The following is a 14,900-nucleotide window of genomic DNA, read 5'->3' as shown; positions in this document are numbered from 1 at the left end:
AGTAAATGATTGAGCTATTAAAAGATTTAATCAAAATTCAAAGCGATACGAAAGAACGAGCGAACGAAGCTCTTCAATTTTGTGCTGATTGGTTAAAAGATAAAGGTGAAAACGTCACTATTCATGAAAATAATGGGTATTTAATGTTAACCGCAGCGAAAGGTCAAGGAACTGAAACAATTGTGTGGAATGGTCACGTGGATGTAGTACCCGGTCACGAAGAACAATTTGTACCGGTCGTTGAACAAGATCGTTTATACGGACGAGGTTCTGCTGATATGAAAGCAGGGGTCGCCGCAATGATGCAAGCTTTTGTTGAACTCGATGACACAAAACTAAAGCGTACCGTACAATTACACATCGTAACAGATGAAGAAACTGGCGGGCGAAACACATCTAAGTGGTTAGTTGAACAAGGCTATCATGGAAACTTTGTTATTTGCGGAGAACCTACAGGGTTAAAAGTCGGCTTGCAATCAAAAGGCGTTGTACGCATGGACATCACATTTAAAGGAAAACCTGCTCACGGCAGTCGTCCTTGGGAAGGTGTGAATGCCATTGAATCCGCCATGAAATTTCACCAAGGGATTACTGACTTGCCTTTTCGGAAAGAATCAACGGAATATTATGAGCAGCCTTCTGTAAACTTACCCATTATAAACGCAGGAGATCGCTATAATGTTGTTCCTGCAATTTGTGAAGTGGCTTATGAAATTCGCTATATGCCAGGACAAGATAAAGATGAAATCATTCGTCAGCTAGCTAGTGTGGCGGATGCCGTAGATGTGGAGATGGAATACAAAGCATCAGGCTCTACGCCTGCTTTAACAACACCGAAAGAAAATCCATATATTCAAAGCTTACAAAAAGCAATTCTTACAACAACTGATCAAGAAGCGATTTTGTTTGGTCAACATGGGGCTGCTGATACACGATATTATGCTGCGGTAAATGGCGGAGAAGGTGCGATTGAATTTGGTCCAACTGGAGACGATTGGCACGGCAATGCGGAATATGTATTAATTTCGAGTGTCCATGCTTTTAAAAACATCTTGCTTGCTCATGCACAAAAAACCGAATAGGTTTGCTTCTATTAAATTTAGGGAAAGAAAGAATATCAAGCACATGAATGGAGAGATTGAAATGGCTCTAGGAAGATTATTAAAGTCTGCTATTAAATACGGACCTATCGCATACCCAATTATTCGGAAAGTATTAAACAAAAGAAAACAAGGCAAAACTGGTCAATCTACGACAACATCATCTTCTACACGTGGAAAAAAACACTAATATAAAAGCGGTCCGGCAAAATATGCCGGACCGCTTTTATCTAATTAAACCTAAACCGAAGTCGTTAACTATAGGGCAACATTTCTCTTAATGCCAAATAATTTGTTTGACTGCGATCTGATGGTCTTGTTGCTGTTTCTTCAGCATTTCGGTTCTTTTGACTCTCTGAACCTTCTTGGTCTTCTGATTCCATAATTTCTTCAAAAGATAATGGGTTTGGCGGAGGCAATTCATCATCCTCTACGCTCCATGCCTTCTGATATTCATTAAAAAATGCATTTGCCATTGTCTGATAACCAGCTCTATTCGGGTGAACATCAGCAGGATTCGGAATTCGGTTTGTGGCGTTTTCCCCAAATGGCTCATCGACCGAGACAAAGACAGCTCCAGCTTTTTCAGCTGTCTGTTTTAAAATCTCATTTAGTCGATCAAGCTGCTTGCCCGTCCCACTCTTCTGGGTGTCACGGACATGTGGATACGCAAAATAATAGCCCATTACATAAACGGTAGCATTTGGCGATTGCTCAGCAAGCTCCGTTAAGATAGATTCCATATTCTTTCGTGCTTCGTTGAGAGCAAAATCCACTTGACGCTGCTGAAAAGACAAAGAACCTTGAGTTGGATCATTTTGCACTAAGCGCAGCAAGTCATTTGCGCCTGCTGATACGGTAATCAGATTAGCAGTTGCTAACAAATCTGCAGCTTCATCTGTTTGGATGCTCTCTAACACGTCAGTTGTTGTAAAACCTGGAAACGCTAAGTTTTTAGAATACACCCCAACCGACTGATTGCGCATTAATTCTTGTGCGATAAAATCTGCATAACCATTATCTATTTCTCGCATAGGTGTTTGACCCGCTGCTAAAGAATCACCAATGGCTACATAGTTTATAGGAGCATTTATCATTGCTTCCACCTGAATTGTTCCGCTAAAAAGAAGCAATCCAGCTAACGCTGAAATCCAGTACTTCTTCATTGCTATCACCTCTTAAAATGCCCAATTTCCATTTCGGAAGATAGGCTCTTTTGAACCGTCTGCCATAATTCCATCTATATCCATACTGCTACTGCCAATCATAAAGTCTTCATGGACAAGTGACGTATTGAGTCCTATTGCAGCTAATTGCTTACGTTCTAAATCACGTGCCCCTTCGTAACAAGTAGGGTAAGAATCACCAATTGCTAAATGATTTGAGGCATTTTCATCAAACAAAGTATTATAAAATAAAATATTCGAATCGGAAATTGGCGAATGATGCGGCACTAATGCGACTTCACCTAAATAAGCTGCTCCTTCATCTGCACTAATCATCTCATTCAGAAGTTCTTGTCCTATTTCTGCCTTGGCCTCTACGATTTTTCCTTTTTCAAACGTCAATGTAAAGTTATCAATCACATTGCCTTGATACACTAAAGGCTTTGTATTACGAACCGTACCTTCTACACCTTGTTTTAAAGGAACTGTATAAACTTCTTCTGTCGGCATGTTCGCGATAAATGGATTACCTTGAGGTGTTTTTGACGCACCAGACATCCAAATATGCTTGTCTGGGAGTTCAATCGTCAAATCTGTTCCAGGAGCGCTATATTGTAATTTCACATATCGTTTTTCGTTTAATTGTGTAGCACGTTTTTCTAAGAAAGCAATATGGTTTTTCCATGCTTCTACAGCATTGCCTTCACCAATTCTTACTGTTTTAAAAATTGCCTGCCATAAAGCTTCCATTTGTTGATCTGCAGGCAATTGTGGGAAGACTTTCTGTGCCCACTTTGGCGATGGAATTGCAACAATCGACCAAGCTACTTTATCTGTACCAACTGCTTGACGATAACGTTCTAACGCTTTCCCCGCAGTTTTTTGCCAATCAGCTAAACGTTTTGCCGGAATTCCGGTTAGTAAATCTGGATCTTCTGCATCAATCCATAAGAAACAACCACCTGTGTTAATCACTTCATCACGTTGAACAACTGGCCATTGTGGAAACTCTTTAAATGCATCTTCAGGTGCTAATTCAAAATGAGTTCGAGTTAGTACCGGGTCTTCGTAATTCACTTGTACACGTTTTGCACCAGCTTCATAAGCTTTCTTAACAACAAGCCGGGTGAATTCAAGCGTATCTGTCGTCGTATTAATGACGACAAATTGTCCTTTTTGAACATTTAACCCTACGTAGACCGTTAGCTCAGCGTATTGCTCAAGTTTCTCCTGAAAATTCATCGTTTATTCCCCTTTGCAGCAATGGTTTTGCTTGATCCTTCAATTAACTTTCCACCATGGATAATTTTTTGAACAGGTTTCGAAGGTAATTCTTTTGTGAACTTTTTATAATGACGTTCATCAGCATACGCCAATAAAGTCAATACTTCTCCATCTGCTCCCGCTCTACCCGTTCTTCCTGAACGATGCAAATACTGTTCAATGGTTTGCGGAACATCTACATGGACAACATGTGTGACTAAGTCAATATCTAATCCACGAGCTGCTACTTCTGTCGCGATTAACACAGCTACTTCCCCTTTACGGAAAGCATCTAATGCTTTCTTGCGTTCATCTTTTTTCATTTCGGAATGCAATGTGACGATTTTAGCATCACGGAATTTTAATTTATTTTCTTTCATTAGCAACTGATCTAAATTATTAACAAATGCCAATGCTTTCATACCTGGAATATGCGAAATGCTACGCAACAATTCCGTTTTATCACGCTCGTCTACTTTAATGAATGAATGCGTCACTTTGCCGAACATTGGCAAATCTTCTGCCGTTACTTTAAGACGTGTCGGATGTTGCATTAAACGTTCAGCAACGAGTTCAATTTCTTCTGTAATCGTTGCTGATACAAGTACCAGTTGACGATCGTGTTGCGTTTTTTCGATCAAATCTTTCATGATGTTGCGGTGCTCACGCGCCATTAACTGGTCGCCTTCATCTAATACCAACATGCGAATTTCGTGCATTTTGAGTTTTTTCGTTTTGACCAATTCATTTAAACGTCCTGGAGTCCCCACTACAATCGTTGGCTTTTTCTTTAGCTTTTCTAATTGACGTTGCATGTTTGCTCCACCAATCAATTGTGTAACAGTTACAGCTGTACCTTCTGTCCACTCACGCAAAACATTAACGATTTGCATTGACAACTCTTGTGAAGGTGCCACAATCATTGCTTGAATAGCTGGTTTTTCAGGATTAACGCGTTCAAGTATTGGCAACACATATGCTAAAGTTTTACCTGAACCTGTCGGAGATTCAGCTACAATATCGTTGCCTGCTAACATTTCTGGAATCATCTGATCTTGAATCGGCATTGCCGCTTCAAATCCAGCCTTTTCCCATTTTTCTTGCCATATTGGACTTAGTTCTTTTATAAAAGTCATTTGCGATTCCACCTTTTTTTCAATGCTTTAAGTGTACCATATTTGCGGTTTCACCGTCTTTTTCGAACTAATATAAAGCGGGACATTTCCTTGCCTACCTGCTTGATAAATCTCCACTTCATCTAAAAAAACCAGCCTTAGTTTAGACTGGTTTCATCCTTTATTCAGTTACTTCTCTTCTGCTATAAACAATTTCTTTTTCTGTTTCAGTTACTGGTCTAACTGGTTTTTTAATAAAGAATGCAAGAATTAAAGACACAAGTGCTATAAATGTCGAAACGAAAAACGAGAAGTTTATGCCTTCAAGCATCGCTAAGTTTTTTATATTTTCGGGTGCTATTCCGTTTGCCGCTAAGTCTTGCGCTGTAGCTGACGTTCGCGTATTCATAATGGTTATTAAAAAGGCTGAACCAACAGCCCCTGCTACTTGCTGTAACGTATTATTAATAGCAGTTCCGTGTGGATAAGCTTTGATTGGCAAAGTGTTTAAACCATTTGTCATGACAGGCATCATGACCATAGAGATTCCGAACATCCGTAATGTATAAATCAACATAATACTTACGTAACTCGTATTTAGGTTTAATTGGCTGAACATATAAGTTGTGATGACCACAATGGCCAGCCCCGGAATCGCTAATACTTTTGCACCGAATCGGTCAAACAATCGACCGGTTACAGGAGACATAAAGCCCATGATTAACGCTCCAGGTAACATAAGTAATCCAGAGTCAATCGGCGAAATTCCTTTTATGGTCTGAACATAAATTGGCATTAAAATCATGGCCGAGAACATCGACATGGATAAAGCTATTGAAATCGCAGAAGACAATGCGAACATAGGATATTTATAAATTCGAATTTCTAGTAATGGTTCGTTCAATTTTAATTGGCGAAGACCAAATACAATGAGTGCTACGACACCGATTAAAATTGATACAAGCACAGTCGTACTATCCCAACCTAATGTACCAGCTGAACTAAATCCGTACAACACGCCACCAAATCCAAAACTTGAAAGAACAAGTGAAGCTTTATCAAGCGAAATGTTTCTGTCTTGGAATGTTAAGTTTTTCAATTTGAAAATTCCTAATAACAATGGGATCAACGCAATCGGTAAAACAATCCAGAAAAGCACACGCCATGAGTAATGTTCAACGATAAAACCGGAAAGTGTAGGTCCAATCGCAGGTGCCACAACCATTACTAATCCAAATACCCCCATTGCAGACCCTCTTTTTTCAACAGGAAATGCAGCTAGCATGACGTTCATTAACAATGGCATCATTAATGCAGCACCTGATGCTTGAATCATTCTGCCGACTAGCAATACGCTAAAGACAGGCGCAATTGCCGCCAATAAGGTCCCTAACGCAAATAAAGACATCGCTACGATGAAAATCGAACGGTTAGAATACCGCTGTATGAAAAAAGCACTGGCTGGTATCAAAATTCCGTTGACCAACATATAGCCGGTCACAAGCCATTGTGCTGTTGAGGCTTCGATATTTAAATCGAGCATTATTTCAGGGAGCGCAATATTCAACAACGTTTGATTAAAAATTGCTACAAATGCTCCGGTAAATAAAATGGCTATAATGCCATAAGGGGGTTTTTTCTGTTCTGTCATTTTCTAGTTTCCTCCGTAAATGGTACACATTTTCTATTTCTTCATTTGATTATTCTATACCGGTTGTATAAAATTTTCAAGTTTTATGTTTTACTACTATTAAAACGTTGATATTATAGTGTTTTAAGGTTATTATTAAATAAACTAACGGTATAAAGGTGAGGTATATGAATCCGAAAAAACAACAAATTTTGACCGCAGCTTACGATCTTTTTATCAATAAAGGCTATAACCCGACTTCTATTCAAGACATATTAGATGAAGCAGGAGTCTCTAAAGGAACTTTTTATAACTATTTCGGTTCTAAATCTGAATGTCTGATGGCGATTATGGAATCGATTGGCAGTGAAATTCGTCAACAACGATTAGCGGCGGCTGTTGGTTTGCCTGCGAATGATCCTGAAGTTTTAGCACAACAATTGTATATTCGCATTAAACTCAACCTTGAAAAAAATCTCTTTGCTCTTTATGAAAGCATTTTCTATTCACAAGACCCTGAACTCAAAGCTTTTTCGGTGAAACAATATACGTTGGAAATGGAGTGGATTTCTTCACGCATTATTGATGTTTTTGGCAAAGAAGCTGCTCCTTACGCATTGGAAAATGCTGCTTTTGTTCACGGTTATGTTCAACAATTGATTCACCTATGGCGTCTTTCTTCTAAAGAAGCGTTACCCGCAGAAAATCTATCTGCGTTTGTTATCCGTCGCTTGCAAGCAACTGTTACTCTTCAAATTGCAGCGAAAGATAGCTTTCTTGGAGAATTACGATTACCTTCAACGACATTAGCCGAAGCTATTAGTGTTGAAGAGCTTTCAACGAGGTTTCAAGCCTATGCTGAAAAGCTAAAACATCACCCAAGCACACAACAATTGGTTTTGTTTTTATCAACTGAAATTGTTGCAGCCCCTCCTAGAAAACCATTGATTGAAAGTGTATTGACAACATTAGCAAATGACAAAATGATTGAATCTGAATTATCCATACTGGTTGAACAATTATGGAAGCATGTCGCAACTATGAAATAAAATAAAAAACGAAGCCAATAAAATGGCTTCGTTTCAGACTGTAGACAAAGTCTATTGAAAATGTATAGTTGTGTATAATCACAACCGTTCTAGCCACTGCGCTTTCCATGGGCTCAGCTTCAGCCTCCTCGTCACTTGCGTTCCTGCGGGGTCTTCAGCTTTCGCTGTCCCATAGGAGTCTTCGTGGCCAGAATGGTTGTTAGCATATTGCCCTAATTAGAGAAAGTAACCAGCTAATCTATTTTTCAAGAGGATTAATGAGTAATCACATAAGGATCCGAAGCGCAATGCGGCGAAGGGCAATGCGGCGAAGGGCAAAGATATGCTCCTGCATCGCTGCGCTAGCTTCGTCGCAAAGCCACTGACCGAAGTCCCTTCGGTCACTGACATTCCTGCGGAGAAACGGAGTGATGAGACCCCGCAGGAGCTTGCGACGAGGAGGCTCAGCGCTTCGTCCGCGGAAAGCGTCCGCATGGAGCGAAGGATTCAGTATATAGGATAAGATGAATGTTTATTCGTTAAATAACACAATAATTCTTTCGTCTACAAGCTGAAACGAAGCCAATAAAATGGCTTCGTTTTTTATTTGGAAACAAATCGTTCAGATCGTTTTATGGTTTACGGCGTCCTTTTGTTTGTTGTTCAAATGCATAAGCATATTCAATTAACACAGGTTCTGTAAATGCTTGACCTGAAAATGTGATTCCAAAAGGTTGACCCGTTTGTTCATATCCAAATGGCACTGTAATTGAAGGAAATCCAGCCGCCGCACCGATGTTGCAACCATATTCTTGTGGCAATACGAGTGCGTCAGCTCCAACCTCTTCTAACGTTTTTTTCATCCCTCGCTCCGCTGCTAGAAAGCGGTTGCGTTCAAGTGCTTCTACGTATGCTCTTTCGGTTAACGTACCCGACAGTTCATTTGCTTGTTCGAGTAGATTTTGTCCGAATTTCAATGTGCGTTCGGGATGTTCTCGGTTAAAAGCAATGACATCTGTTAAAGAACGGATCGGCTGATTGGGGTTGGATTGTTCCAAATAGGCATTAAGGTCAACTTTAAATTCATGGAGTAACACTGCAAAACCTAAGTCTTCTTGATGTACTCCTAAATTGATGTCGTCAATAATTTCTGCTCCACAATCACGTAATGTCATTAATGCTTTTTCAAATAGCTCCGCTTGTTCAGCTGTAATTTCTTTGAACAAGCTTCTCGCTACAGCCAATTTCACCCCATTAAGACCTTCTTTTTTTAAGTGTTTACTCCAATTATAATTCTCAAATGGCTTGGCTAATGCTGTTATCGCATCTTGTGAATCAACTCCAACAATTCCTTCTAAGAGCGCAACGGCATCTGCTACTGTCCGCGCTATAGGTCCTGGAACATCTTGTGTATGAGATATAGGAATAATGCCTGTCCTACTTGTCAAACCTACTGTTGGTTTAATGCCTACTAAGCTATTTTGTGCAGCAGGGTTTATGATGGATCCTGAAGTTTCAGTTCCAATAGCTGCGGCTGCTAGGTTTGAGGCAATAGCTGCGGCAGAACCTGAGCTAGATCCTCCAACATCAAATTCACCATAAGGATTCTTTACTTGTCCTCCTCGTGAGCTATAGCCATTGGTCATATTTTCCGACATGAAGTTTGCCCATTCGGTCATGTTGGTTTTGCCAAGAATCACCGCACCCGCTTGACGCAACCTTTCTACAATTTTGGCATCCCGCAATGCATAATGGTTTTCAAACGCTAAAGAACCTGCACTTGTGTGCATTTTATCAGCCGTATCTATATTGTCTTTAAGCAAAATAGGAATACCATGCAGCATTGAACGCGGTCCCGTTTGTTGGCGTTCAAAATCGAGAGCTTGCGCAACTGGTAATGCGTCTGGATTTATTTCAAGAATGGCGTTTGTGTCTTTGTTTCGCACTGAAATTGTTTCTTTGTACATCAAAACCAATTCTTCAGAAGTTAAATGGCCACTTGTCATTTCTTGCTGCATTTCCGCAATGGTCATTTCATCTAATCGTGTCTTACGGAAATTCTCTAATTTTTCGTCATGCATGCATAGTCCTCCCTATTTATAGCATTAACATCGAAAAAAGCCGGGATTAGCCGGCTTGGTTTGTTTCTGTATAAGTTTTCATTAATTCATAAAGTGAAGTTTCATATAATTGTCTGCCATTAATCTTAAAAACATTTTGGTCGACCAACCCTTGGATGATAGTTTCACGTTTATCAGTGAATTTTGACTCGGGTATTTGTTCCATGTTCATCGTTCTCTCCTTCTAAAAGTATTCTATTGTCTTTACCCTATTATTAATTCTTTTAAAACCTCAATAAAAATTAAACTCTACAATTTTTGTCAATGTCTACTATCTCAATGCACCTTATATAGAGACATTATTTAGATGCCGCATAGCTATACAACTCTAAGTAAGATACAATTTTAAATAAGAAGAATTTCCTATTAAAGCATGAGGGGGGCTTATACATGAAAGTTTCGACTCAAATAGACATAAATAGCTCAAAAGAAAAGGTATGGAGCGCTATTACCGATATTGAAAACTCAGCCAATGTCATCAGTGGGATTATCAACATTGAAATTTTGCATCCAGCTGATGGGGACCTCGTTGGATTAAAGTGGAAAGAAACTCGGAAAATGTTTGGAAAAGAAGCAAACGAAGTAATGTGGATTACGCATAGTGAAAAGTACCATTATTATCAAACACGAGCTGAAAGTCACGGTGCCATTTATGTGTCTCGGTTAAATATCACGGAAAAAAATAAGGATACCGTGACACTTGAGATGTCATTTGAAGGGCAATCTGTAAGTTTAGTAGCTAAAATTTTGAGCGGTATCTTCAGTATTTTCATGAAGAAATCAATGAAAAAAGCACTCGAAGAAGATCTGCAAGATATAAAAAGTTATTGTGAAGCGAATTAACATTCCTACGAAACAAAAAAGTTGTCTACTTGGAGTAGACAACTTTTTTATTCACTATGCGATTAAACCAATTCCAACCATGCTACTGCTTCACAATGTGTAGACTGCGGGAACATATCAACAGGCTGTACTTCTTTCGTTCGATAACCACCGTCTTCTAATATACGTAGGTCACGTGCAAGTGTGGCTGGGTTGCAGGATACATATACAACACGTGTTGGACGTTGTTTTAATATGGTGTGCAGCAACTGCTCATCACAACCTTTACGCGGTGGATCGACGACTAAGACGTCGGCTTTCTTTCCTTCTTTATACCACCTCGGAATCACTTGTTCAGCAGGTCCTGCTTCAAACAACGTATTTGTTAAACCATTTAACTCAGCGTTACGTTTAGCGTCTTCAATTGCTTGCGGTACAATTTCAACACCCATGACAAATTTCGCTCGTTGCGCAAGGAATAATGATATGGTTCCAATGCCACAATACGCATCGATGACAGTTTCTTCGCCTGTTAACTGTGCATATGCTAATGCTTGGCCATAAAGTACTTCTGTTTGTACAGGGTTAATTTGATAAAACGACCGTGCTGAAATTTCAAAACGAACATCCCCAATTCGATCTTCAATCACATCTTTGCCCCAAAGCGTTAAAGTTTCGTCGCCAAAAATAACATTGGTCTTTTCAGGGTTTATGTTTTGGACAATCGATGTCACTTCTGGGACAGTTGCTTGAATTAATTCAATCGCACGTTGCGCTTGTGGGAACTTCTTTTTCTTCGTTACTAGCACGACCATGATTTCTCCGGTTGCTCTTGCCTTACGAACCACCACATGACGCAGCATGCCACGATGTGTCGCTTCTTCATAAGGGTCGATGCCCATGTCGATCAAACTCTTTTTCAACGCGACCATAATCGCATCTGCTTCAGGCGTCTGAATTAAACACGTATCAGTGTCTGCAATATCATGCGAACGTGGCTGGTAAAATCCAGCAACCACTTTGCCGTCTTGAGTGCCAAAAGGAATTTGAGATTTATTGCGGTAACGCCATGGATCTTCCATGCCTTTAACCGGATGCACGGGTACGTCTGGTAATTTTCCAATACGCGTTATCGCGTCGCGGACTAGTTTCTGTTTAAAGGTCATTTGCCCTTCGTAAGACAAGTGTTGAATCTGACAGCCTCCACATGTATCAAATACAGGACAAGGAGCTGTAACACGAAAAGGTGAAGCTTGTTGTATTTCAATAAGCTTTGCAAAGCCATATGATTTTAACGTTTTTAATACGTGGACCACAACATCTTCTCCAGGCAATACGCCGGGTACAAATAGTGGATAGCCGTCAACTTTTGCGACACCCGCTCCGTCGTGCGTCAAATCTTCTACATGAACCGAAATTCGGTCATTTTTATTTACTGGTTTCAAAACGCTCACTCCATTTCACATCTACCTATCATACAACAAAAAAACGCGGCAGGCAAAAGCCTGCACGCGTCGTTACTCTCGGTCTTTTGTAACAGGACCATCTTTTAGTGAAAACCAAAATCCAAAAACAATCGCTCCTATTAACACCAGAAAAGGTGCATAAAATATCATGAAATCTTGCATGAATAGTGCCTCCTTTATGCGTGGTAATCCGATTTACCTTCGACATAATCTTTATCGAACAAGAACAGACGGAACAATAAATAGAGTGATGGCAATAACAAGAATAGACCTGCAATAAAAGCAATGATTAATGCGATTGCCATAGCTTCATTTGTAAAACTATCGTAAATTGTCAAATACGGATACAGCAAGTATGGATAATGTGAAGCTCCATATGCGAAGAAGGCCGTAAAGAATTGCCCGACCAACAAAATGAAAGCCCAACCGTAATGACGCTTTTTCCAAATGAGATAAACCGTTCCGGCAAACAATAAGAACGAGACCGCGAACACCCACCACAAATCAAGAATACGCGCATAATGTTCCGGATTGTGACCACGTAGTTCATAAATAATACCGGTTGCCGTAACCATTGCTGGCGCTGCCCAAACAAGCGCATATTTACGCATTAAATCAGTAGCTTTAACATCGCCAGCTTTTGAAGAATACCAAGTTAAGAACACCGCTGAAATATAAAGCACTGCCGTCAAACTCAAGACCACGATACTCCACATTAACGGACTTGTAAATAATGCCCAATAGTCCAAATAAGGCTGTCCGTCATTGAGTTTAATAAAGCCGCCTTCAGACATGGCTAGTACAGGTGACAACGAAGCTGGTAACAGTAAGCCAGACAAGCCATACATGAAAATATAGCCTCGGTGATCAATTTTAGCCCCGTAAGTTGCAAACGCGTAATATGAACCACGAATCGCCAACAAAATTATTGCGATACTCGCCGGCACTAACAAAGTTGTCCCGTAGTAAAAAGCGGTTTGCGGGAAAAATCCGATAACCCCAACAAAAAAGAAAACAAAAAATACATTGGTTACTTCCCAGACCGGCGACAAATATCGCTGGATTATTCCAGTTAGAATATGTTGCTTTCCAGCAAAAGAACTATAGGCATTAAAGAAACCAGCGCCAAAATCAATTGACGCTACTATGACATACAGAAATAGAAACAACCACAATACAGAAATTCCGATAATTTCTAAAGTCATTTCTTGTCACCGCCTTTGCCATTTTCTCGTTCCGCTAATTCTTTTTCAACTGGATTGCGTTTATACATTCTTGTTAAAACAACTGCAGTACCGATACCTAAAATTAAATACAATCCTGCAAACAAGATAATCATTAAATCAACTTGACCACTTGTGGTCGCTGCTTGATCAACTGTCATGTATCCTCTTAACACCCAAGGTTGGCGTCCAACTTCTGTAAACCACCATCCTGCTTCAATTGCGATAAGTGCTAACGGTCCTCCGGCAATAAGTAGCCACTGGAACCATTTTGCACGAATAAACGACCACTTGCGCCATACAGCCACAACATACACAAAAGAGAAGAACGCTAACCACATGCCAATCATAACCATCGTGTCGAACAGGTAATGAATCCACAGCGGTGGTCTTTCATCTTCTGGAAATTCATTAAGTCCTATTACTTCTGTAAATGGATTGCTGTGGGCGAGAATACTTAATGCATAAGGAATCTTGATGGCATACTTTGCCTCTTCGCCGTCTAAAATCCCAAACAAAATCAAACCTGCCTCTTCTTCTGTTTCAAAATGCCATTCTGCAGCCGCCAATTTTTCCGGCTGATATTCAGCTAAGTACTTACCAGAAAAGTCACCAATTAATGCCGTTGCAATGGCGAATACAAGTCCTAATTTCATCGTTAAGAACAATGCTTTTTTATGATAAATATGGGTTGAGCCTCGCAACATTCGAACCGCTGCGATAGAAGCCAAAACAAAAGCACTAGTCATAAATGCCGTAGCCATTACGTGCGCTACTTTGGTAGGTACAGCTGGACTAAACATTGCCAATAAAGGACTGATATTAACCATTTCCCCATTTAATATTTCAAACCCTTGTGGTTGGTTCATAAAAGCATTGACGATTGTGATAAATACCGACGATGCTGCTGCACCAAGTGCAACTGGAATAAGAAATAAGAAATGCTTGCGCTGATCTTCAAAACGGTCCCATGTGTATAGATAAATACCTAGAAAAATCGCTTCAAAGAAAAATGCGAAAACTTCCATAAACAATGGCAATGCAATAACGTTCCCTGCCAATTGCATGAAATTCGGCCATAACAGAGATAGCTGCAAACCAATCGCGGTTCCGGTTACAACTCCGACTGCTACAGTTATAACAAATCCTCTTGCCCAGCGACGGGCCATCAAAATATAATGTTCATCTTGTTTCTTTATCCCTACCCATTGAGCAATCATAATCATCAGCGGGACCCCTACGCCTATCGTTGCGTAAAGGATGTGGAACGATAAAGTTAAAAGCGTTAGAATACGACTCAGAAAAGCTGGATCTTGAAATTCCACTCTACTCGTCTCCTTTTATAAATACTAGATTCATAGTTTCTATAGTCCTATTGTACATCAAACCTACTTTTCAAAACGCTTCCCAAGCCTTACTTTCAGAGCAAACTTTGAATAAGCTGTGACAAACAGAAAACGAAAAGAATTGAAATTTTTCTCAATTTTTAGTATTCTAAATATAACAAATAAAAAAGGGTGATGCATCATGAGAACAAAACGGAAAGTATTTGCGTACATCACAAGAGGCGATGAAGAAAATCGCGAGTTGCTTGTATTTGAATACAAAGGAGAACCAGAAGTTGGCCTACAAGTACCAGGTGGTACTATTGAAGACGGTGAACTGCTAATCGACGCACTATATAGAGAAGTTAAGGAAGAAACGGGTTTACCACGCGAGGTACTTGACTTTGTAGGGAAAATTCATAAGTACACATATTACCCTGATTATCAGGATAAAGCGTACGAACGTAACATTTTTCAATTTGAATATACGGGTGAACCCGTTGAACAATTTGAACACGTGATCAAAAGTCATGGTCGCGATAACGGCATGACGTTATTGTTCCGCTGGGAATCACTTAACAACTTGCCGCAACTTGCGGCAGAACAAGATAAAGCAATCGAGTTGCTTTAAACAAATAAAAA

General features: G+C 39.9%; 15 protein-coding genes and 1 pseudogene. 6 read left to right on the top strand and 10 right to left on the bottom strand.

Annotation, left to right across the window (positions count from 1 at the left end; translation table 11 throughout):
• Window positions 1–5: 5 nt before the first annotated feature.
• Both GPDM_RS10310 and GPDM_RS16740 read left to right on the top strand, forming a co-directional pair.
• Entirely contained in the window at window positions 6–1,082 is a 1,077-nt protein-coding gene (locus GPDM_RS10310; protein WP_008431162.1) for a M20 family metallopeptidase, read from the top strand.
• 61 nt (window positions 1,083–1,143) lie between these two features.
• Window positions 1,144–1,290, top strand: coding sequence for a hypothetical protein (locus tag GPDM_RS16740; protein ID WP_008431161.1), 147 nt, complete (start codon window positions 1,144–1,146; stop codon window positions 1,288–1,290).
• A gap of 64 nt (window positions 1,291–1,354) precedes the next feature.
• Here GPDM_RS16740 and GPDM_RS10305 read toward each other — a convergent pair whose 3' ends face one another.
• From GPDM_RS10305 to GPDM_RS10290, 4 genes are all read right to left on the bottom strand, one after another.
• Complete coding sequence (locus GPDM_RS10305; protein ID WP_008431160.1) at window positions 1,355–2,266, bottom strand: SGNH/GDSL hydrolase family protein; 912 nt, start codon at window positions 2,264–2,266, stop codon at window positions 1,355–1,357.
• 12 nt (window positions 2,267–2,278) lie between these two features.
• Window positions 2,279–3,508 carry an aminopeptidase gene (locus tag GPDM_RS10300; protein ID WP_008431159.1) on the bottom strand — a complete coding sequence of 410 codons (1,230 nt, stop codon included), beginning with the start codon at window positions 3,506–3,508 and terminating at the stop codon, window positions 2,279–2,281.
• Window positions 3,505–4,665 carry a DEAD/DEAH box helicase gene (locus GPDM_RS10295; RefSeq protein WP_008431158.1) on the bottom strand — a complete coding sequence of 387 codons (1,161 nt, stop codon included), beginning with the start codon at window positions 4,663–4,665 and terminating at the stop codon, window positions 3,505–3,507. Before GPDM_RS10295 ends, GPDM_RS10300 begins: the two co-directional genes overlap by 4 nt.
• Window positions 4,666–4,825: 160 nt before the next feature.
• A complete protein-coding gene (locus tag GPDM_RS10290) occupies window positions 4,826–6,295 on the bottom strand; it encodes an MDR family MFS transporter (RefSeq protein WP_008431157.1) in 1,470 nt (489 codons plus the stop codon).
• Between the two features lie 167 nt (window positions 6,296–6,462).
• Between GPDM_RS10290 and GPDM_RS10285 the strand changes: the two genes are divergently transcribed.
• Complete coding sequence (locus GPDM_RS10285; protein ID WP_008431156.1) at window positions 6,463–7,323, top strand: TetR/AcrR family transcriptional regulator; 861 nt, start codon at window positions 6,463–6,465, stop codon at window positions 7,321–7,323.
• A gap of 294 nt (window positions 7,324–7,617) precedes the next feature.
• Window positions 7,618–7,668 (top strand): annotated as a pseudogene (locus GPDM_RS17005) (hypothetical protein); the annotation flags it as partial.
• Window positions 7,669–7,934: 266 nt separating this feature from the next.
• Here GPDM_RS17005 and GPDM_RS10280 read toward each other — a convergent pair.
• Together GPDM_RS10280 and GPDM_RS16555 are read right to left on the bottom strand one after the other, a co-directional pair.
• Entirely contained in the window at window positions 7,935–9,383 is a 1,449-nt protein-coding gene (locus tag GPDM_RS10280; protein WP_008431155.1) for an amidase family protein, read from the bottom strand.
• A 46-nt stretch (window positions 9,384–9,429) separates the two neighbouring features.
• Window positions 9,430–9,594 (bottom strand): Fur-regulated basic protein FbpA, encoded by a 165-nt coding sequence (locus GPDM_RS16555; protein ID WP_008431154.1) that lies wholly within the window; start codon window positions 9,592–9,594, stop codon window positions 9,430–9,432.
• A 218-nt stretch (window positions 9,595–9,812) separates the two neighbouring features.
• On the opposite strand from GPDM_RS16555, the gene GPDM_RS10275 reads away from it, so the two are divergent.
• Window positions 9,813–10,265, top strand: coding sequence for an SRPBCC family protein (locus tag GPDM_RS10275; RefSeq protein ID WP_008431153.1), 453 nt, complete (start codon window positions 9,813–9,815; stop codon window positions 10,263–10,265).
• A 62-nt stretch (window positions 10,266–10,327) separates the two neighbouring features.
• Here GPDM_RS10275 and rlmD read toward each other — a convergent pair whose 3' ends face one another.
• The 4 genes from rlmD to GPDM_RS10260 all read right to left on the bottom strand — a co-directional run bounded on the left by rlmD (window position 10,328) and on the right by GPDM_RS10260 (window position 14,258).
• Window positions 10,328–11,689 (bottom strand): 23S rRNA (uracil(1939)-C(5))-methyltransferase RlmD, encoded by a 1,362-nt coding sequence (rlmD, locus tag GPDM_RS10270; protein WP_008431152.1) that lies wholly within the window; start codon window positions 11,687–11,689, stop codon window positions 10,328–10,330.
• Between the two features lie 72 nt (window positions 11,690–11,761).
• Window positions 11,762–11,872: a cytochrome bd oxidase small subunit CydS family protein gene (gene cydS, locus GPDM_RS16995; protein ID WP_008431151.1), complete on the bottom strand. Its 111-nt coding sequence runs from the start codon at window positions 11,870–11,872 to the stop codon at window positions 11,762–11,764.
• 14 nt (window positions 11,873–11,886) lie between these two features.
• Complete coding sequence (locus tag GPDM_RS10265) at window positions 11,887–12,915, bottom strand: cytochrome d ubiquinol oxidase subunit II (protein ID WP_008431150.1); 1,029 nt, start codon at window positions 12,913–12,915, stop codon at window positions 11,887–11,889.
• Window positions 12,912–14,258 carry a cytochrome ubiquinol oxidase subunit I gene (locus GPDM_RS10260; protein WP_008431149.1) on the bottom strand — a complete coding sequence of 449 codons (1,347 nt, stop codon included), beginning with the start codon at window positions 14,256–14,258 and terminating at the stop codon, window positions 12,912–12,914. Before GPDM_RS10260 ends, GPDM_RS10265 begins: the two co-directional genes overlap by 4 nt.
• A 202-nt stretch (window positions 14,259–14,460) precedes the next feature.
• Between GPDM_RS10260 and GPDM_RS10255 the strand changes: the two genes are divergently transcribed.
• Window positions 14,461–14,889 carry an NUDIX hydrolase gene (locus tag GPDM_RS10255; protein WP_008431148.1) on the top strand — a complete coding sequence of 143 codons (429 nt, stop codon included), beginning with the start codon at window positions 14,461–14,463 and terminating at the stop codon, window positions 14,887–14,889.
• Window positions 14,890–14,900 lie beyond the last annotated feature (11 nt).

This window comes from Planococcus donghaensis MPA1U2 (genome assembly GCF_000189395.1).
Classification (GTDB): domain Bacteria; phylum Bacillota; class Bacilli; order Bacillales_A; family Planococcaceae; genus Planococcus; species Planococcus donghaensis_B.
The sequence above is the reverse complement of the archived record's forward strand: the minus strand, read 5'-3'. Positions and strand labels throughout refer to the sequence as shown.